The organism is Chryseobacterium sp. LAM-KRS1 (genome assembly GCF_013184525.1).
In the GTDB taxonomy this organism is placed as follows: domain Bacteria; phylum Bacteroidota; class Bacteroidia; order Flavobacteriales; family Weeksellaceae; genus Chryseobacterium; species Chryseobacterium proteolyticum.
The window spans coordinates 662,434-683,325 of record NZ_JAAOIZ010000004.1; the positions used below are offsets into that span (position 1 = coordinate 662,434).

The 20,892-nt window shown below is 36.5% G+C and carries 18 protein-coding genes; 4 read left to right on the forward strand and 14 right to left on the reverse strand.

What is annotated here, in order from left to right; all coding sequences use genetic code 11:
- Window positions 1-11: 11 nt before the first annotated feature.
- Complete coding sequence (locus tag G9C87_RS14135; protein WP_172282223.1) at window positions 12-1,199, reverse strand: endonuclease; 1,188 nt, start codon at window positions 1,197-1,199, stop codon at window positions 12-14.
- Window positions 1,200-1,432: 233 nt separating this feature from the next.
- On the opposite strand from G9C87_RS14135, the gene G9C87_RS14140 reads away from it, so the two are divergent.
- The gene (locus G9C87_RS14140; RefSeq protein ID WP_172282225.1) at window positions 1,433-4,303 is read left to right on the forward strand and encodes a carboxypeptidase-like regulatory domain-containing protein; all 2,871 of its coding nucleotides are present in this window, start codon (window positions 1,433-1,435) and stop codon (window positions 4,301-4,303) included.
- A gap of 31 nt (window positions 4,304-4,334) precedes the next feature.
- Window positions 4,335-5,642 (forward strand): DUF5689 domain-containing protein, encoded by a 1,308-nt coding sequence (locus tag G9C87_RS14145; protein ID WP_172282227.1) that lies wholly within the window; start codon window positions 4,335-4,337, stop codon window positions 5,640-5,642.
- Window positions 5,643-5,709: 67 nt separating this feature from the next.
- Here the strand turns inward: G9C87_RS14145 and G9C87_RS14150 are convergent, their stop codons facing one another.
- From G9C87_RS14150 to G9C87_RS14170, 5 genes are all read right to left on the reverse strand, one after another.
- Window positions 5,710-6,180, reverse strand: a complete 471-nt coding sequence (locus G9C87_RS14150; protein WP_228457017.1) for a DUF6702 family protein — start codon at window positions 6,178-6,180, stop codon at window positions 5,710-5,712.
- A gap of 58 nt (window positions 6,181-6,238) precedes the next feature.
- Window positions 6,239-6,991 (reverse strand): TIGR00730 family Rossman fold protein, encoded by a 753-nt coding sequence (locus G9C87_RS14155; protein ID WP_373428014.1) that lies wholly within the window; start codon window positions 6,989-6,991, stop codon window positions 6,239-6,241.
- A 7-nt stretch (window positions 6,992-6,998) separates the two neighbouring features.
- Window positions 6,999-7,712, reverse strand: coding sequence for an NDP-sugar synthase (locus tag G9C87_RS14160; RefSeq protein WP_172282233.1), 714 nt, complete (start codon window positions 7,710-7,712; stop codon window positions 6,999-7,001).
- Window positions 7,713-7,787: 75 nt separating this feature from the next.
- The gene (locus G9C87_RS14165; protein WP_172282234.1) at window positions 7,788-8,195 is read right to left on the reverse strand and encodes an RNase adapter RapZ; all 408 of its coding nucleotides are present in this window, start codon (window positions 8,193-8,195) and stop codon (window positions 7,788-7,790) included.
- A 54-nt stretch (window positions 8,196-8,249) separates the two neighbouring features.
- Window positions 8,250-9,269, reverse strand: coding sequence for an aminoglycoside phosphotransferase family protein (locus G9C87_RS14170; protein ID WP_172282236.1), 1,020 nt, complete (start codon window positions 9,267-9,269; stop codon window positions 8,250-8,252).
- 50 nt (window positions 9,270-9,319) lie between these two features.
- Here G9C87_RS14170 and xrtF point away from each other — a divergent pair, with 50 nt between their 5' ends.
- Window positions 9,320-9,850 carry an exosortase family protein XrtF gene (xrtF, locus tag G9C87_RS14175; protein ID WP_172282238.1) on the forward strand — a complete coding sequence of 177 codons (531 nt, stop codon included), beginning with the start codon at window positions 9,320-9,322 and terminating at the stop codon, window positions 9,848-9,850.
- Window positions 9,837-10,271, forward strand: coding sequence for an exosortase F system-associated membrane protein (locus G9C87_RS14180; RefSeq protein WP_172282240.1), 435 nt, complete (start codon window positions 9,837-9,839; stop codon window positions 10,269-10,271). The genes xrtF and G9C87_RS14180 overlap by 14 nt, the downstream gene beginning before the upstream one ends.
- A gap of 10 nt (window positions 10,272-10,281) precedes the next feature.
- Here G9C87_RS14180 and G9C87_RS14185 read toward each other — a convergent pair whose 3' ends face one another.
- The 8 genes from G9C87_RS14185 to G9C87_RS14220 all read right to left on the reverse strand — a co-directional run bounded on the left by G9C87_RS14185 (window position 10,282) and on the right by G9C87_RS14220 (window position 20,849).
- Window positions 10,282-11,262, reverse strand: coding sequence for a cation diffusion facilitator family transporter (locus G9C87_RS14185; protein WP_172282242.1), 981 nt, complete (start codon window positions 11,260-11,262; stop codon window positions 10,282-10,284).
- 69 nt (window positions 11,263-11,331) lie between these two features.
- Entirely contained in the window at window positions 11,332-12,324 is a 993-nt protein-coding gene (locus G9C87_RS14190) for an aspartate-semialdehyde dehydrogenase (protein WP_172282251.1), read from the reverse strand.
- A gap of 30 nt (window positions 12,325-12,354) precedes the next feature.
- Window positions 12,355-12,786 carry a hypothetical protein gene (locus G9C87_RS14195; RefSeq protein WP_172282253.1) on the reverse strand — a complete coding sequence of 144 codons (432 nt, stop codon included), beginning with the start codon at window positions 12,784-12,786 and terminating at the stop codon, window positions 12,355-12,357.
- A gap of 93 nt (window positions 12,787-12,879) precedes the next feature.
- Window positions 12,880-15,417 (reverse strand): TonB-dependent receptor, encoded by a 2,538-nt coding sequence (locus G9C87_RS14200; protein ID WP_172282255.1) that lies wholly within the window; start codon window positions 15,415-15,417, stop codon window positions 12,880-12,882.
- 209 nt (window positions 15,418-15,626) lie between these two features.
- Window positions 15,627-16,487: a carboxylating nicotinate-nucleotide diphosphorylase gene (gene nadC, locus G9C87_RS14205; RefSeq protein WP_172282257.1), complete on the reverse strand. Its 861-nt coding sequence runs from the start codon at window positions 16,485-16,487 to the stop codon at window positions 15,627-15,629.
- A 15-nt stretch (window positions 16,488-16,502) separates the two neighbouring features.
- Window positions 16,503-18,074, reverse strand: coding sequence for an L-aspartate oxidase (nadB, locus tag G9C87_RS14210; protein ID WP_172282259.1), 1,572 nt, complete (start codon window positions 18,072-18,074; stop codon window positions 16,503-16,505).
- A 29-nt stretch (window positions 18,075-18,103) separates the two neighbouring features.
- Window positions 18,104-18,730, reverse strand: coding sequence for an NAD(P)H-dependent oxidoreductase (locus G9C87_RS14215; RefSeq protein WP_172282261.1), 627 nt, complete (start codon window positions 18,728-18,730; stop codon window positions 18,104-18,106).
- Window positions 18,731-18,854: 124 nt separating this feature from the next.
- Window positions 18,855-20,849, reverse strand: coding sequence for a T9SS type B sorting domain-containing protein (locus tag G9C87_RS14220; protein WP_172282263.1), 1,995 nt, complete (start codon window positions 20,847-20,849; stop codon window positions 18,855-18,857).
- Window positions 20,850-20,892 lie beyond the last annotated feature (43 nt).

Sequence of the window (20,892 nt, forward strand, 5' to 3'; positions counted from 1 at the left end):
AAGTACTTTAGTTAGGGTTCCTTCTGAAGAACAACAAATGCTGGAAAATGGTCGCTATATCCTCCGGTAAACTGATCCCCATTCCAGGACCTGAAAGGATAACCTTTATAGTTTCCTTCTTTATTGACGAGATATGCGGGAGCATAAATTTCAGCCCTGTAAACAGAATACTCTTTTGTTACCTGATCGGAAATAAGGTTTTTGGAGACAATGATCTGATCGAATAGGTTAGGTGCATCCTGATACGCCAGAGAAGCAACTCCTTTTTTGTATAGAGGATACATCAGATTCAGATAGGGGGTGTTGTCATTAAGATCTTTTGAATTGCCTACAGCTTTTAAGTGATTCTTTAAACTGGAACTTACCGGGTCATCATTAAAATCTCCCATTGCAAATAGCTTAGTAGAAGGATCTGCTGCCCGTACACTGTCCATTTGTTGTTTCAGAAGTACTGCTGCGGCATTTCTCTTAGGTAATGAGACCGCTTCTCCTCCTCTTCGGGAAGGCCAGTGATTCATAAAGAAAGCTACTTTTTCATTGTCTAAAAAACCTGTTACCACCAGGATGTCTCTTGTATATTCTCTTTTTCCGGTCTCATTGAAAATTTTTAATTCCTTTTTTAAAGAGTTCGTAACCGTAAATCTTCTCTTCTGATAGATCAATGCAACATCAATTCCCCTGTAATCGTAAGAATTATAATGAATGATCCCATAATCATATTTAGCTAAAGCGGGTTCTTTGATAAGGTCCTGAATTACCTGCCTGTTTTCCACTTCTATAAGACCAACAACTGCGGGAGCTGTTTTTGTATACTGAGACCCAAGCTCAGAAATGACCTTTGCTTCATTGGCAAGTTTGGTTTTATAAACTTTAGTATTATAGTTTTTAGAGCTTTTGGGGGTGAATTCTTCATATCCGCTTTGATATCTCACTGCTTTTTTTCCTTTTAACAAGCCATCACTCCACGGACCATCATACTTTTCAGCCTCCAGGAATCTGATTGAATCTAATGGGATACTCCGATGAAATGCAGGATTGCTTATTGCTTTAGTGCCATCAATATAATCAGCCGAAGGTATAGTATCAAATAAATTTTCCACATTCAAAAAACCTACTGCCGCTACCTTTCTTAGCTGGCCTTGCTGGGCAAAGGTAAACATTGAAAAAAAGAACATAAAAAGGCTTAAATTTTTTTTCATTTTGCGTCAAGATTAATAAGTAGACAATTGATTTATAACTCATTTCATCTTTAAATATAAGTAAATTTAAAATAATTGAACGGAGCGTTTAGCCGGATGCATTACAAAGCCGCAATATTAAGATAACATAATTTTAAAAGTATTTCAGATTATAAAAATTTGTTAAATTTATATTTCCCTACTTTTTTAACGCGTTGAAAACTAAGGGAAAACTATAAAAAATACATTTGCTTATGATTAAAAAATTATCATTAGTCTCTTTATTTACTTTACTTCCGGCTTCTTATTATTTCGCGCAGACAACTGTGTTTGCTTATTTAAAAGATGCAGATGGAAAACCTATTGAAAGGGCAGAAGTAGATTTAAAAGGGAATGAAAATGATGTTACGGCAGACAAGATTGGCTACTTTCAATTTGTCGATTTGCAGCCCGGACATTACCAGATTGTTATTACAAAATCGAATTACGAAACCAAAGTTATGGAGTTCGATGTGACTCATGATGAAAAGAGGAAAGATTTGGGGGTTATTACCCTGTATTCTAATTTAACTAATGTTGATCAGGGATTGGCTATCATAGACAGTGATAATGACGACGACGGTAGCGGCAGCCAGACCTCCACGGTTGGACTTCTTCAATCATCCCAGGATGTATTCAGCAGAATCGCAGCGTTTGATTTAGGTTTTTACTGGTTTCGGCCCAGAGGAATTGACGGACGAATGGGAGAAACTATGTTAAACGGAGTTTCTATGATCAAGTCTGATAATGGAAACGTAGATTTTGGAAATTGGGGAGGACTTAATGAAGTGACGAGATACCCTGAAATTTCTGCGAACCATTCCCCATCAGAATACGCGTTTGGGGGAAATAGTTCGGTCATTTACAAAAATACCAAGGCTAGTGAGTACAGGAAAGGGTTTCAGTTTACACAATCTCTTACCAATAGAAACTACAGAAACAGGACCTCCCTACGCTATAGCTCCGGGATGAATAAAAACGGGTGGGCATTTACAGTAATGGGAGCAAGAAGATGGGCGGAAGAAGGAATTCAGGAAGGAACATTTTACGATGCATATGGAGCTTATTTGGGTATTGAAAAGAAATTCAATGACAAGCATAGTATGACCTTCAATTTTATTGGAGCTCCTTATCGAAGATCGACAGCAAGCCCAAGTACACAGGAAGTATATGATTACAGAGGAGTACATTATAATTCCTATTGGGGATATCAGGACGGTAAACAAAGAAGTGAAAGAGTGAGAAAGGGTTTTCAGCCGATATTCCAAATCCAGGATTTTTGGAAAATTGACAAGAAATCAAGTCTCTGGACTTCTGTCTCGTATCAGTTTGGAAAGGATAGAGGCTCGCGCTTGGACTGGCAGAATGTACAAAATCCGTCACCTACATACTACAGGAATTTGCCAAGTTATTATGATTCCTTAGACCCTAATGCATCGGTCGCTGTAGGAACTGGTGGAACGATGACGACTGCCCAGGATGCATATCAGACATCTTTGGCAGCCTGGACTTCCGGAGATCCGGGGATTACTCAGCTTAATTGGGATGCTCTTTACAAAAGGAATGGGCAACAGGCGGCAGGAACATATTACGGGCAGACGGGACGAAGGGCTTTATATTATCTGGTTGATGATGTAAGTAATGATAAGATTTTTAATGCAGCAACACACTTTATCCACAATTTTAATGATACAACTAAGTTCCTATTGAATGTATCATATCAAAATTATAAATCAGAACAATATAGGGAAGTCAAGGATCTTTTAGGTGCCGATTTTGTTTTAAACCGGGATCCGTTTGCGGCAACCAATCAACCGGGAAAATCAGGATTGTTTAATGATGGGGAAGAGAATGTAACGAAAAAGGTCGGAGACAGAATGACTTACGATTATATTTTCAGAAGACAGGAAGTTAAAGTGAACCCGGGACTAAAATTTGCAACCGGAAAATTTGATGTATTTGTTTCTGCTCTTGCAGGCTACTCAACATCCAGCAGGGAAGGATTATTCAATCATTATTTGTATAAAGACTCTAAAGGGAAAGGCCAGGACTACAATTACTGGAATTATGGACTGAAAGGTCAGGTAATTTATAAACTGAATGGCAGGAACTTTCTGGTATACAATGGAGCATATTATTCGCAGGCTCCTTATCTGGAAGATCTCTTTATCAATCCCAGAGTAAACGGATCTGTAGCGCCTAATATTCAGAATATGGTAATCAATGCCAATGATATCAGCTATGTTATTTCTTCACCGTTTCTTAAGTTGAGGTTAACGGGATACTTGGTGAACACAAGCAATGAAACCACCGTGCAAAGGTTTTTTGCTGATGGTATTCAGTTAAGTAATTCTGATGACCAGGGAAATGAAACTATTGTACAAAGTGCATTTGTAACGCAGGTAATGACCGACGTTAAAAGAAGAAATATGGGGGCAGAGCTGGGGTTAGACGTAAAGATTATTCCTACATTATCACTACAGGGGTTAGTAAGCCTTGGACAGTTTACCTATGAGAATGATCCTGTTACCTATTTTGCTTCCGACGCTTCAGGTATTTTTTCTAATGGACTTTCTTATATGAATTTAGGAAAGGCTTACATTAAAAATTATCGTCAGGGAGGGACTCCACAGCAGGCTTACTCTTTGGGGTTCAGATATAATTCTCCCAAATACTGGTGGTTCGGTGCCAACTGGAATTATTTTGATGATAATTATTTGGATCCATCCGCTCTGATAAGGACAGAATCATTTGTTCAGAATAATGTTTCTTCAACTCCTTATATTAATCTTAGCGAATCTGAACTGAGAAGAGTGTTGCAACCCAATAAGCTGCCTTCTTCATTTTTTATCAATGCTAATGCAGGAAAATCCTGGGTCATTGGTAAATATTACGTTTTGCTTTCAGCTTCGGTTAATAATATTTTGAACAATAAGAGGTATATCACCGGAGGCTTTGAGCAAACAAGAAATGCCAAATTCCCGGATTTTGTTCAGGATACAGACAGGGAGTTTACTTTATTTGGCCCAAAATACTGGTATACACAGGGAAGATCTTATTTCATTAACCTTCAGCTTAGATTTTAATTTCTATCATCCATTATTAAAAACAACAACAATGAATATAAAAAAATACTTTAGTATAGTAATGGGAGTGGTTTTGGCAGCTTCTGTTACATCTTGCGTGCAAAAAGATGATTGGGAAACTCCACCCGTTAAGTGCACGAATAAATTTCCTGCGGTTACGATGACTATGGCTGATTTTAAAGCCCAGGCTCCGTCGAGTGGTTATATTCTCATCAATACGGACCAGATTTTCGATGGTTATGTAGTGTCTTCAGATGAAAACGGCAATTTCTATAAAACGATTTCTTTTCAGGATAAACCTGAAAATCCTACCGTGGGATTACAAATTGAAGTAGATAGAGCAAATAATTATGCTGATTTCCCTGTGGGAGCCCATATCAGAATTAATGCAAAAGGATTAAGACTTGGACTTGACAGAGGAGTTGTGAAGATAGGCTCTGTGGATAATACTTATGCTATAGGAAGAATCCCGGGACCTTTACTGAGCAGATATATGTCTGGGGTATGTAATGGAAACGGACTTGATATTGCAACGTTAAAGCCTCTTGAATTGGCGAATCTGAAGTTGGCCCAGGATGCTAATTATCTGAATATGCTGGTGAAGGTTTCGAATGTTCAGTTTTCTGCTTCTGAGATGGGTAAGAAATACATAGATTATGTAGGTGGTGCAGGAGTAGATACTGATAGAAGTATCGTGGATGTCTTTGGAAATGCAACGAATATTAGAAATTCAGGGTTTTTTACTTCTGGCTCTGCTTTGATTCCTGAAGGAAAAGGGGAACTGACATTTGTAGTAAGCCGCTACAATTCTTCATGGCAAATGCTGATCAGAAGTTTGAACGATGTACAATTTACGGGGAAAAGGTTTTTCTTTGAAGGTTTTGATGGAAGTCTGGATGATAATTGGTTTGCTGTTAGTATCACAGGAGCGCAGGTATGGAATATTCAACAGTTTGGAAATCCAAAACCATGTGTAGTGATGAATGGTTTTTCCGGAGGTAATAATGTTAATGAGGACTGGCTGATTTCTAAACCAATTTCTTTGCAGGGCTTTACTTCGGCAGCTTTATCATTTGAAACTGACGCAAGATATAATGGTAACCCACTTGAAGTTTTTGTTACTGAAAACTACACCGGAAATCCATCGACAACAAACTGGGTGCCTTTATCTGCAATACTGGATACAAATGCGGCTGCGTTTAATACCTGGACTTATTCCGGAGATATTAATCTTAATACCTATGTTAATAAAAGTATTTCAATTGCATTTAAATATACCTCCACAACATCGGCTGCTGCCACCTGGGAGTTAGACAATGTTAGAGTAGTGGGTAATTAAAAAACTACAATTTCTAAATAAAAAAGCCACTACAGATGTAGTGGCTTTCATAATTTAAATTAACTCTTTAAAAAGATACTTCGTTCACTTCTTTCCCTCGTTGGAAATTCATTACTTTCTGACTTCCTTTATACGAGATAGTAACAATGTTACTCTGTTTTGGAAAGGCGCTTAGAAGGATCGTGTTTTTTATTTTCAAGGTATTGATATCTGAAACACCTCCGGTTTCAAAATATACCCATACAGTTTCTCCGCTTACCTGACTTCCTGTGAATGTTATTGTTTTTGGAGAGCCGTTGACGTACACATCAAAATTATTATTGACATATTTTTTTACTTCTGCCTCAAAACCTGCTGTATTCGGATTTATCTTAATAGCATCGGAAATATGACTCGTATTCATTTTCGTGGTGAACTTCAATGTTTTGCTTCCATCTATATAATCAACCTTAGTCATTGAAGAGAAAAAGTCTACATACATAAAACTCATTAACATAAAACATGTTAAAATTCCTGATATATATAAAAGTTTTTTCATCTTAATTAATAAATTTACAATCATAATTGTTCGTTATAAGTGACAAATAATATGCCAACTAGAAGTTCACGTTGACCGCATACTTGTCGTAAAATGCTTTAATGTGTGCTACAGCCTCATCCGCAGTATCTACCACTCTGTAAAGATCAAGATCGTCTTCAGCAATCATCCCTTCTTTTAGTAAAGTTGCCTTAAACCAATCTAACAGTCCGCTCCAAAACTCAGACCCAACCAGAACAATAGGGAACTTTCCGATTTTGTTCGTCTGGATCAGCGTGATAGCTTCAGTAAGTTCATCCAGGGTACCAAATCCTCCTGGCATTACAACAAATCCCTGGGAGTATTTTACAAACATGACCTTCCTTACAAAGAAGTAGTCAAAATTCATCGAATAGGACTTGTTGATATAAGGGTTGAAATGCTGTTCAAAAGGAAGGTCTATATTTAAGCCGATCGATTTACCCTTAGCATTAAAGGCTCCTTTATTTCCCGCTTCCATAATTCCTGGACCCCCTCCTGTAATGATACCAAAACCTATTTTCGTTATTTTTTCTGCAATTTCTACGGCCATTTCGTAGTATTTGCTTTCGGGTTTTAATCTTGCAGACCCGAAAATGGAAACACAAGGGCCTATTTTAGCTAGTTTTTCATAACCGTCTACGAATTCAGCCATTACTTTGAAAACCATCCAGCTATCCTTAGTAATGATTTCGTCCCAGGTTTTTTGTCTTAAACTGTTTTGTAGTTTTGTTTCATTAACATCAAATTCCGGATTTATTAAACTTTCGTCTCTGGTACCATCCATTTCCATTGCAAAATTATTTAAAATGTTTTTCGGCTTCTTTTACAGATTCTGGTCTTCCAACATCTATCAGCAGATTATTGTGTACAAATCCATGAATATGTTCGGTTTGCATTAAATCCAGATATTCTTCCATAACAGAAAATTTGCCTGTTCTTTTTATTTTTTCAAAGATAGAAGGGTTAATGCAATGTACACCGCTAAAAGCCAATGCTTTAAATCCTTTATTGAATTCAGCAAGCCTTTGTTCTCCTGTTTGTACGTTTAGCCAGCCTCTTAAAACCATTTCATCATTGAAAAGTAATTTTCTCGAGCTTTCCCTGTCCGAGACGGCTAAAGTAGCAAAATCTTTTATCTTTTTGTGATAACTTACAAGATCATTAATATTAATATCGGTAAGAATATCCGCATTCATGATTAAGAAATCTTCTCCATGATCAAGGAATCTTCTAGCAAAAATTAAACCACCTCCGGTTTCAAGCAATTCTTCACGCTCATCAGATATTTCAATATTGCAATTAAAGTTGTTATTTTCCTTTAAAAAATCAATGATCTGATTTCCAAAATGATGGATATTAATGACAAAATCATTAATTCCAAAACTTTTAAGATATTTGATATTCCGTTCCAGTAGTGGAACTCCATTTACTTTTGCCAGGGCTTTCGGATGATGGTCTGTAAAAGGCTTGAGGCGTGTTCCTTTACCGGCAGCGAAGATTAGAGCTTTCATTTGTTATAATGGGTAGATGATTATTAAAACATACACGGAGTACATTAATTATTTATATAATTGATCGTTTATCAATTATGAATTAAGATGATGTTGCTCATCATGATGTAAGCTTATTTCAGTTCCCTGAGGATATTTTTCTTTGATAAATTCAGCTATTTTTATTGCTGAATATACCGATCTGTGCTGTCCTCCGGTACACCCAAAATTAATCTGCAGATTTTCAAATCCCCGGGAAAGATAATTATCAATATTGATGGATATGATTCCTTTTACCAATTCCAGAAATCGTGGCATCTCGGTTTCATTTTCAAGGAACTCCTGGACTCCTTTGTCGCTTCCTGTCTGACTTTTATATTCCTCTATTCTTCCGGGATTAAGAATTCCTCTGCAATCAAAAGTAAAACCTCCACCATTACCGGTTTCGTCTTTGGGAATTCCTCCTTTCTTGTATGAAAAACTGTGGATGTCTATGTGTAACATAAGTATATATTTTTTATTTACCCTTTAAGATTTAGATGTATTTTCTTAAGGCTTTTACGGGTTTAAAATTGTGTTTATTTTTAAATGTACTTTCTCGTGATCTAATTGTTGTATTAATTTTTTGAGCTCAGGATATTCATTTATACCTTCCCAAGTTTCCGCGAAACGGATCACGTTTTCAATCCCCTGATTGATGCTTGATATAAAATGTGGCTTTCTCTGAATAAGACCTCTAAAACCGTATGCACCCAGAACCTGGAGAAATCTCATCATTTGAATAGGTTTTACCGAGTTTCTTAGTTGATGTTGTGTCTGCTCACTTTCAAATTGCTGAATATAAAATTCTAACATTTCATTTTTGAAATCTTCGGGAAAGTTTGCCTTAGCCTGAAAAAGAAAGGAAATAACATCATAGATAAGAGGGCCTTTCATTGCAGATTGATAATCAATGAAGGAAACATCGTTATTTTCGTTAACCATGATATTTCTTGCCTGAAAATCCCGTATCATTATTCCTTTTGGCTCAAGACTTTCAATAAGAGAGGCTATGGCTTTGAATTCTTTTAGTAGGGTTGACTTATGATATTCCAGCTCCAGGACATCGGCAATGAAATTCTTAAAATAATACAAATCGTGGATGACCGGAAGTTCGTCATAATTCTCATATTCAAATGTTTTGGTAAAATCTATTTCCCCACTTGTCCGTATTTGTAACTGAAAAAGCTTTTCTAAAGTCTGCCTGACCATGGCTTTTACTTTCACGGAAAGACCCTCTTTTGCAATAATTTCGGAGAGGGTGTGTTCTCCTAAAAATTCCTGGACATATGTTTTCCGGTCTTCGGAAATAATAAGAATAGCAGGAGTGTTGAGGTGTAAGTGAGAGAAAATATTTGAATAATAAAAAAAACTTTCATTTTCCTGAATATTTTCATTATAGGTAATAATATACTTTTTGTTATCTGCCTGCGCCAGAAAATTCACTCTCGCGGATCCGCTTTGAGCCAATGTGACGAACTCAGAAGATTTTTTACCTATATGGTTTTCAAAAAATCGTTGTGCGTTTTCAGAAGTCATAATATGGAAACAAATATACTAAATTAGAGTCTAATTTTTATCTTTGTATTATGCTAAAGGATTTTAAGCCGGTTTTAAGTATTCTGTTGAGGTTCATCATCATTTATGTGGTGTTGCTGTTGGCTTATCAGTTTTATCTGAACAGCTACAAGGAAACGGGGCTGGATCCTTTTTCAAGGATGATTGCTGAACAGGTGAGCTATATTCAGAATGTCTTGAAATATCCTACACAGCTGTATAATGACGTTGAAAAAGAACAGGTCTGGTTTTATGTAAAGAATGTTTACGTTACACGAATGGTTGAAGGATGTAATGCAATTTCCGTAATGATTCTTTTCGTATCTTTTGTTTTTGCATTCTATAAAGGAGCTAAAACATTTATTTTTGTTTTGATCGGCCTTGTGATAATTTATGTGATCAATGTTCTTAGGATCGTAGGAATTAATCTTTTGGTCAGTGATTACAAGCAGTATGAAAAGATGGCCCATGATTTTCTTTTTCCTGCTGTGATCTATGGAACGGTAGTTATCCTGTGGCTTGTTTGGATTAAATTTTTTGCTTTAAAGAATGAAAATACTTAACTGGGTTTTAGTGATACTTGGAGTTGCGGGACTTATGAGTGTACGGGTATTTGAAAATAAGATCTTTTATGATCCTTTTCTTGAGTATTTTCATAAAGCCGATAAGACTATTGCTTTTCCTGCTTTTGATTGGGGAAAGCTGATTCTTGGGCATTTCCTAAGATTTCTTCTGAATTTATTTTTTTCCTGCCTTATTATTCATTTTTTATTTAAAAATAAAACCTGGACCCTGCAGGGTGGAGTATTGATTACTATAATTTTTCTTATTACTTTTCCCATCTATCTTTACTGTATTCATGACAGGTTTGAAGTGGGATATCTTTTTTCTTTCTATATAAGAAGGTTTGTGATCCAGCCTTTGATTATACTTCTTATTGTTCCTATGTTTTATTACAGGCAACAATTATTAAAAAGAGCTTAGATATATCAGTCTATGTTGCAGTATGTTTAACCTCCAGTGTTATATTCTCTGTAGTCCATTCCACTCTTTTTACGAAATCCCTTTCGCGGACTGGGCAATCCATGATCTGGCAGACCGGGCATGAAATCGTTTTGCAATCATCCATATGAAAATTAAATTCAATGGTACGGTTGATATTTTTTGCCAGGAGGATAATCACATTTTCCATTTCTTTATGGGCGTCACGAAGGCTATAATACCATGGTAACGTAATATGTGCGTCGATATGGAGCGAAGCTCCGAATTGCTGGATTTTCATATTATGTACATCAATCCATTCTGCTTTTCTGTTGTTTTCAAGAACTTGAACAATCTGGATCAGTATCTCGGGATCCTGCTCATCCATAATTCCGCTTAAAGACTTGCGGATGATCTTATATCCTACAAATATAATATAGGCTCCAAACACCAAGGCAACTACAGAATCCAGCCAATAGATCTTTGTAAAATAAACAACAATTAAACTAAGAACAACTCCAAGAGTGGTAATGGTATCAGACTGAAGGTGTTTTCCTGAAGAGATCAGAACCAATGAGTTATCCGCTTTCCCTTTTTTAATGGAAATATAGCCCAGCAGATAATTGACCACTGCAGTGGCAGCAATGATTGCAATTCCCCAGTCCATTTTATTAAGCGTCTTACCGACGATTAAACTATTGGTACCTTCGTAGATGATCATAATACCTGCAATGGCGATTAGCGCTCCCTCTATTCCGGAAGTTACGAATTCAACTTTTCCATGTCCGTAAGGGTGTCCCTCATCTTTAGGTTTTGCGGCCAGATGGAGTGAATAGAGTCCCATAAATGCGCTGATAACGTTCACGACACTTTCCATAGCGTCTGAAAAAACAGCATCGGAATTAGTGAGTTTCCAGGCGATAATTTTACCGATGAACAAAATAACTCCAAAAACGGCAATTAATCTTTGAAAGCCTATTTTATTTTTATTCATATTCTTTAATCTTACTAGTTTGATAAAAAAAAGAATCTCAATTTTGAGACTCTTTTTTATTTTGTTAGTTTAAACTAAGTTTTTTGATACCAGGTATTCTGCGATCTGTACTGCGTTCGTTGCAGCGCCTTTTCTCAGATTATCCGCCACGATCCACAAATTGAGCGTTTTGGGTTGTGACAGATCCCGTCTTATCCTTCCTACAAAGACTTCATCTTTTCCTTCTGAGTCTAGTGGCATCGGATATCGGTTGTTTTTCACATCATCTATTACTATAACTCCCGGGGTTTCAGATAAGATCTTTCTTACTTCATCGAGGTCGAACTCATTTTCAAATTCAATATTCACACTTTCCGAATGTCCTCCCTGAACCGGAACCCTTACTGCCGTTGCCGTTAAATTAAAAGTATCATCCCCTAAGATTTTCTTAGGCTCTTTCATTAATTTAATCTCTTCCTTCGTGTAATCGTCATCACTGAAAACATCACAGTGTGGTAAAGCATTTTTAAAGATCTGATAAGGATATACCTTCGCTACGGAATCATCACCTTTAATTTCAGAATTTAACTGATCTACGGCTGCTTTACCAGTTCCTGTCACAGACTGGTAGGTTGAAACAACCACTCTTTTAAGGTCATATTTCTTATTAAGTGGTCCCAGAACCATAACCAACTGAATGGTAGAGCAATTAGGGTTAGCAATAATTTTATCTTCGGCTGTTAAAACATTCGAATTGATCTCAGGAACCACCAGTTTTTTGGTAGGATCCATTCTCCACGCAGAAGAATTGTCGATTACAGTAATTCCTGCTTCAGCAAATTTGGGAGCAAATTCCAAAGATGTAGAACCTCCTGCTGAAAAAATAGCAATATCAGGTTTGGCAGCTATAGCGTCATTAATGCTTACAATCGTATATTCTTCCTGTTTATACTTCACCTTCTTACCAATAGATTTTTCCGAAGCTACCGGAATTAATTCTGTGACAGGGAAGTTTCTCTCCTCCAAAACTTTAAGCATAACTTGTCCAACCATTCCTGTTGAACCTACTACAGCTACTTTCATCTTAATGATTACAATGTTTAAGTTAATATATTATGCCCCGAAGACCCTTGTCCACGGGAACGCGAATGCAAATAAGCCAACCGCAATAAGTCCCATGATTACAATTCCTAACGAAATAGTATCATTGGATTTTACTTTTTTATTAATGATCGTCATCAATACGGCTGCAATCAGCATAGAAAATGGATGTTCCACATATTGAAATCTTAGGTCTGCATTTTTCATTACTGCTCCCATATCCAATCCTTTTGTAAAGTTGGTTATCAGCATAATGATTCCAATCAAAAATTGAACGTGGAAGAAGATCATGGTGAAAAGAGTGGTCTTCTTTAAAAATTTGTTCACTTTTCCACTGAAGCCAAACATGGTCCCTAAAAGTGCAATAATAAATAGTGCTACCAAAAGAAGCTCAAGATACCCAAATCCTTTGTGGGCACTAAGTAAAATCTTGTAAAAATCCATATCCTGTTTTTTTCTATTTTTCTAGTAGACAAAGATAACAAAAAATCCCGGCCAAAGCCGGGATTGATATTTATAAAATCTAAATTTATATTATTAGAAGTTGAAAGATAATGTTGCTGCCCATGTTCTTCCGAAGCCGAAATACACTTGGTTACCTGTGGCAACACCATTGTAAAGTTTACCTGCTTGCTCGTAAGTTTGATTTGTAGTGCCAATCTTATCGTCAGCATGAATAGCTGTTAAAGATTCTGCAATATAAGTAGTATCAAATAAGTTGTATACATTTCCTCTAATTGTAAAGAATTGCGATGGATTATTTAATCTGATCTTATAAGAAATTCCTAAATCAAAAAGATGATAATCAGGAAGCTTTAATGCTCCTTTAGCAGAAGAGCTGCTATAAGAGTATACATCTAATGATGAATATAAGTTGTTTGCATATCTCCAGTTAGCATCAAATTTTAGGTCTCTAACAGGAGTAACTGTAATACCTAAAGCAGCAGTCATTTGTGCAGATTCTCCTACCTTTACTTTATCTAAATTTAGTTTAGTTTCATTAGAGGAGGTTCCAGGCAGATTAAATGGTGAATTATCTGTGTCATTAAATAGTGTTGCATTTGCAGTTCCGCTATAACGCCAATCACCTACTGAAAACATCCCATAAGCAGATAAGAATTTATTAAGAACTAAATTAGCATCAAATTCAACACCTTGGTGAATTTCACTTAGTCCATTAATTTCTGCATAATATGTAGTTCTTACATTTGTTGCAGGATCCGTGTAAGATAATCCGGTTTTTCTTTGATATCTATCATCCCAAGTGGTTCTGTAGAGGTTTACATTAGCATTGAACTTAGCAGATCTGAATCCGTATCCTAATTCTACACCAAATATTTTTTCATTTTTAGCGTCAGGAGAAACAACATTTTCATTGCTTCTATAGATTGAGTTAAAGAAAGGTTGTTTTTCATAATATCCGACATTACCAAATACATTATGGTGTTCATTGATATTATAATTCACTCCCCCCTTAATATTATAACCAACTAAATTTTTATAGTCTGTAGTTGTTGGCATAATTGTACCATTCTTGGATTTAGTAACATTATCAACGATAAAGTTATCTATTCTTTGGAAACCTTGGTTAGAAACTGATCCCTGTACAAAGGCTGAGAAATCATTCTTAGTATATTCTAACTGTCCGAAAGCTCCATACCAAAGAACATTTGAATCATTACTATAACCAATTCTATTGTTAATATCCATTAGTTTTCCTCCAAACGGATTCCATTTTGGATCTGTACCTTCAGTTGCTGATACAATATTATTACCTATATTCTTATTAGCTTTATCAAGATAGCCTGATCCGCCTAATAAATCACTTACTACTTGGTAGTGGTATCCTTGATAGTATCTTGCATCTACACCAGCACTTAATTTTAAATTTTCATTAAAATTATGGTTGAATGATGAAATTAAACCAAACCAGTTATGTGAATTTATTGAGGCATTTCTAATTAAAATTCCTTTTGTAGGATTGGAAGCTTGATTTGCTGCGTAAATTGCGTCAAAGTTATAAAGTCCAGTAACTGGATCTCTAAAAGTATTTAAGCTTTTACCATTTGCTGTTCCTGTTGTATTGGTACCTCCTCCTCTACCAAAAGAAGCATAAACTACAGTATTAAGTTTTGATTTTTCACTAATGCTCCAATCCCAGTTCAAAGACATTACAGGTTTGTGATAATAATTTACTCTTGCAGAATACTCTCTACCATTTAAATAACCCCAGTCAGAGTTGTATCTTCTATCTGGTGTCCCATCATGGTCTTGGTTGAAAAGAATATAGTTATCAATTGTTGATGCATAAGATCTTTGATTATGCCACTGAGGAGCTCCGGTAATGGTAAATTGAAAATCATGATTACCACCAGGTTTTTTATATCCTAGTGCAAAATAATAGTTATAACCTTCAAATTTAGTTCCATCAGCATACATAGAACCAGCTGTTCTACTCATTAAAAATGAAGAGGACCATCCTTTTGCAGATCTTCCTGTATTATAGGCAAATAAAGATTTTACATAGTCGTTGTTACCAAGTCCGAAAGAAACAATTCCACCTTGTTTTTTATCGGCAGCTCTGGTTAATATATTTACGGTTCCCCCGATCGATGCAATAGCTAATTTTGATGAACCAAGTCCTCTCTGAACCTGCATAGCAGAAGTTACATCAGAAAGCCCAGCCCAATTTGACCAGTAAACAGATCCGTTTTCCATATCGTTAACTGGCATACCATTTACCATTACGGCAATATTGTTTTGAGTAAATCCTCTAATATTTAATTTAGAATCACCAAAACCACCACCTCCTTTAGTAGCATATACTGATGGAGTTGTATTTAAAATCTCAGGAAACTCTTGATTTCCTAGTTTTTCAACAATTTGTGCCTCTTTGATTGTTGAAACTGCAACCGGTGTTTTTCTATCTTTTGCGATATCTGCTACACCTGTTAGTACTACCTCCTCAATATCCTTAGATTTTGATACAGTGTCCTGAACTTGTTGCGCGTAATAAACACTAGCTGTGGATAATGTAATTATCGCAGTTAGCATCGATTTGTTGATTAATTTCATAATCGTTAGTAATAGTTAGATTTAAATTTTATGCAAAAGTCGGTATTTAAATTTTAACCAATATTAACCCAATGTTAATTTTTAACGAATATTAAGAATTATTAATTTATTGATTTATAGCATTTTAGCTTTTTTGCCTGTTTTTATGTTAAAAAAATGCATTGCATAATACATAAAAAAGTAATATTATTTTTGTTAAAAATACAATGCTATTTCACGGCTTTGAGGCTTAGATCTATGTTTTTAGCCGAGTGTGTAAGGGCTCCGGCAGAAATGTAAGTAACACCTGTAGAGGCAATATCTTTTAGCTCATCACGGGTAATTCCGCCGGAAGCTTCGGATTCACATTTGCCGTTAATCATTTCAACCGCCTGCCTCATTGTTTTCACATCCATATTGTCGAGCATGATTCTGTCTACCTTTGCTTTAATAGCTTCTTCAACTTCTTCAAGATTCCTTGTTTCAACCTCTATTTTCAGTTTTTTCTTGTTCTTTTTAATATAATCTTTTGCCATTTTTACCGCATTGGTAATACTGCCATTATAATCAATATGATTATCTTTCAGCATGATCATGTCATAAAGCCCGTATCTGTGGTTGGTTCCGCCTCCTATAGCAACCGCCCATTTTTCACATATCCTGAAATTAGGAGTGGTTTTTCTTGTATCTAATAATTTGGTTTTTGTCCCCACTAATCTTGAATCCCATTCATGTGTAAGGGTTGCTATACCACTCATCCTTTGCATGCAGTTCAGGATCAGTCTTTCTGTTGAAAGAATTGATTGAGCTGGTCCTGTAACTATGAAGGCAATATCTCCTACTTTTGCTGCCTCACCGTCTTTAATAAAGGTTTCAACTTTTAGGTTTTTATCGAAAGTTGTAAAGATAATTTCAGCTAATTCAACTCCTGCAAGGATACAATTTTGCTTAACCAGAAGTTGAGCACTTTGTTTAAGATCTTTTGGAATTGTTGATAAGGTAGAATGATCACCATCCTGGATATCTTCTTCCAGAGCAGATTTTATAAATGTTTTAAGTGCTTTATCTGTTACGTAGTTTGGCTTTTTCATGTTCTTTATACTTGGTTAAGCTAAATCTTTATTATAAAATGCCCCCTTATTTTCAGTCATTTCCATAGATTGGGTAATGATGAGATGAGCAACGGTTGTTAAGTTTCTCAATTCGGATAATTGAGGGGAAAGAATAGAGTAGTGATAGATTTCATCTACAGCCGCGGCAATTTCATGGTGTTTTTGAAGAGCCATTTTTAAACGTCTGTTGCTTCGTACGATACCCACCAGATCACTCATCATTTCCTGAAGTTGTTTTCTGAGGTAGCTTACGATAATCATTTCATCAATAATTTTCATTCCTTCCTCGTTCCATTCCGGAACAGCTTTTAGATCATCAAAATTAAAGTTGTTATCCTTTAACAGCTCTACGGTCTTCATCGCTGCATTATGCCCAAACACAAGTCCTTCTAGTAAAGAGTTGGAAGCAAGTCTGTTAGCTCCGTGTAAGCCGGAGTTGGTGCATTCACCCACGGCAAATAAATTTTTGATAGAAGATTGCCCGTCTCTGTCCACTTCAATTCCTCCCATCAGATAATGGCAGGCGGGAACTACAGGAATTAATTGAGTGAAAGGATCAATGGCTTCTTCTTTGCATTTTTTATAAATATTAGGGAAATGGTCTAAAAATTTTTCCTGATTCATTTCCCGGCAATCCAGACCTACATATTCATCTCCGGAAATTTTCATTTCGTTGTCTATAGCTCTTGCTACTATATCTCTGGAGGCAAGTTCCTCACGTTCATCATATTTATGCATGAACTTTTCTCCTCTTTTTGTTCTGAGTTTTGCACCATCACCACGTACTGCCTCTGAAATCAGAAATAACATTCCGTCAATTTTGCTATACAGGGCTGTAGGGTGGAACTGGTAATATTGCATGTTGGAAACATTTCCTTTTGCACGGGCTACAAATGCAATTCCATCACCCGTCGCAATAGTGGGATTGGTTGTGTTTTTATAAACATGGCCAGCGCCTCCGGTTGCAACGAGAGTTATTTTTGAGGTTATTTTTTTTATAGTCTTGGATTTTTCATCCAAAATGTATGCACCATAACAGTGGATGTCTCCTTCATTTAATTCTTTTCCGGGAACATGGTGCTGAGTGATAATGTCAATAACGTAATGGTGATCGAGAATTTCGATGTTTGGACTGTTTTTGGCTGTCTGTAAAAGAGCTCTTTCTATCTCAAATCCCGTGATGTCTTTATGATGAACAATTCTGTTTTCTGTATGTCCTCCTTCTCTTCCTAATGCAAATTCTCCATTTTTCATGTCGAATTGAGCACCCCATTCTACAATTTCATTAAACCTTGCGGGAGCTTCTTTTACCACCATTTCTACCACATCGCGTTTACTTTCTCCATCTCCGGCACGCATGGTGTCTTCAATGTGTTTTTCGAAATTGTCTTTCTTGAAATCCGTAACGACAGCTAAGCCGCCCTGAGCATATTTTGTATTGCTTTCATCTTCATCAGATTTTGTTACTATTATTATATTGGCATCAGGAAGTTGTTCAGAAACTTTAATTGCATAAGAAAGTCCCGAGATTCCGGAACCAATTATTAATACATCCGCTTTTATCATATGCTTGCTTTAAGACAATGGTCTAATCATTAAATAAATTTAAACAATTTTTCGTTTGGTTTCCGTACTTTTTTCATGTGCTGGAAATGATCTTCTTCAGATCTGTAGCCCATTGCCAGTGTAACCGTTACTTTTTCTGTTTTCGGATCCAGATTTAGGATGTTTTCGATAACATCTTCGCGAAACCCCTCCATGGGGCAAGTATCTACATTTTCAATAGCGGCAGCATACATTAGGTTGGCTAAGACGATATAGGATTGTTTTTCAGCCCAATTGAAAATTTCGTCATCCTTTTTTTGAACAATATGCTGGTTAATGCTCTTTTTGAAAGGATCAAGTGTTTCCAGTGGAATATTTCTCACTTCAGAAATGTGGTTAAAATAACCTCTTATATAACTTTCATCAATTGTTTTTTTAGAAACAATTACAATAAGGTGAGAACATGTAGAAATTTGAGATGGATTATAGAAAGCCGGAATAAGCTTTTGTTTCATTTCTTCGCTTTCAACAACTAAGATCTTGTACGGCTGAAGTCCCAAAGAGCTGGCAGACAATTTCCCCGACTCAAGAATGTTATGAAGGGTTTCCTGAGGAATAATCTCTTTGTTGAATTTTTTTACAGAATATCTTCTGCTTAAAGCTTCCAAATAATTCATAAGACAAATTTAAGAATTGAATATGAATAAAATGGAGTTATCAGGAAATATCTGTTTATAAATAATATGAAAAAGGATTGCTTCAAAAAAATGAAACAATCCTTTTTTTATGTGAATACGGATATTATTCTCTATTCTTTACCAATATCCATCCGGAATATTTGATAGCGGTATTTTTTTTGTCGTTTTCATTCCATGTTACGGAAAACCAGTAGCTACCAGTAGAAACTTTTCTGCCAGCTATCGTTCCATCCCATTTGTATTTATTGGATTTATCACCCTGATGGAGTTTCGCCCCATACCGGTCGAAAATACTGAAAACTAAATTTTGTTTACCGGACAGTGCGGAGTAATCGATAACATCGTTCACTCCGTCGCCGTTTGGAGTGATCACATTGACCAGATTTGGAACGGTAACGGTAATATCTATTGGTTCACAGTTATAGGCGTCTTTTACAAATATATTGGCTTCACCTCGTGGTAAATTAGAAAAGACATTGGAATTTTGCCAGTTGATATTGTCCAACGAGTATTGATAAGGAGGTGTTCCTCCTATTACATTTACGGTTATGGTATTGCTGGAAATATCAACATTGTTGATGACCGGTTGTTCAGAAGGGTATACGGTTACATTCTGAGTAGCAGTACACTCGCCGGTTTTTAATTTTACCCAGTAAATAGCTACTCCCACATCAGTAATGCTCTGGGTGGTTGCTCCGGTACTCCAAAGATAGGATGCGAAACCCGGACCTGCGTCCAGAGTAGTTTTGTCTTCAATACAGATTATTTTGTCTTTTAAAACTGTAGAAAGAACAGGAGCGATCACCACCAGCGTGACTTTGGCTATCGCATAGCATCCGTTTGAGTTCGTAACTCTGATATATACAACACCATTAGGGGCAATATAATTTGCCGGTGTGGTGATTTCATTGGTTCCGTTCATTGCATCCGTTAGCGATGGATAATATTTTTTGGTTACCCCTAATTGTGTAGTAACCGAAGCGGCCGTCAGGTTGAAAGATGCTGTTGCAGGGCTCGATTCAATAAAACAGGACCTTAGGGTAGCATCATTTACAGTGACAATAGGAGCTACTTTTAAGGCTATTGTAGCATCATTGTTATCGCATAATACCGACGATGGGTCTTTTATAACTACAGAAATATTGGTATCTGTGGTATACTGGAAATTTGTAGGATTTGGAATCGGGGTTCCGCTTCCTGTAATATAGTAAGTAAATGTATAATTGCTAGGGGTTGCTGTAAGTTGAGGATTAAATGTTGTTAAGTCTATATTTGCCATTCCGGCAAGGTCAGGACATATGAATTTTGTTATAGCTGTTTGTAGCAGAGGAATTTTATCTACATAGACTTTTACGTTTTTTATAGAGTGTCTCGATCTTGCCCCACCTGTAGAGGCTGAAAATCCAAAATAACCTACTGTCATGGCAGCAGCAGCTCCTGAAGGTGCGAAAGATTGATTAACGATTAAGTTTCCGTCAATGGTTATTTTTACGATCCAGTTGGCCGGAGCTGCAGGGTCTACTTCTCCGCTTACCTCTACATGTTTGTACGTTGTGCCTTGGAAGGGTTGTGTGGCATTCAGATCAGGAGAGTGAAAAGAGCTTCCGGGAACATTAAAAAACTCAACATTGTTGGTGTCTGTAGTATTTGCAACCTGTCCATATGCAACATGTACTTTGCTCATTCCGGAGGTTCCGGTTGCATTGTTATATGTGTCAAATCCGGTAATAAAACCGATCGCATTTTGGGATACTCCCAGTCCGGAGCCCAGAATACTTGCAACAGGAGGGTTGGCGAGATACCAAAATGCAATTCCGTCACCTGTATAAGTCTGATTGGAATCCATTCTGAAATCAAACTCTACTCTCCATTTGTCACAATATTTCAGATTGATGGGTTCGTTTAATCTTATGGAGCCTGATCTGTCATTGATATCCGGAGTTAACTGCACAAAATCGGTATTTACAACCGTTGGTGCAACCATTGTCCATCCTGTAGTATTCACAGGGTTTCCTGTTAATTGATAGGTTTGTGAGAAAATCATTACCGGGAAACAGAGCAGAAAAAGGAGAGTATAAAAGGGTATAGTTTTTTTCATTGTTATAAAGGGTATTAGTTTTTTATGGTTTTATAAATCTTCT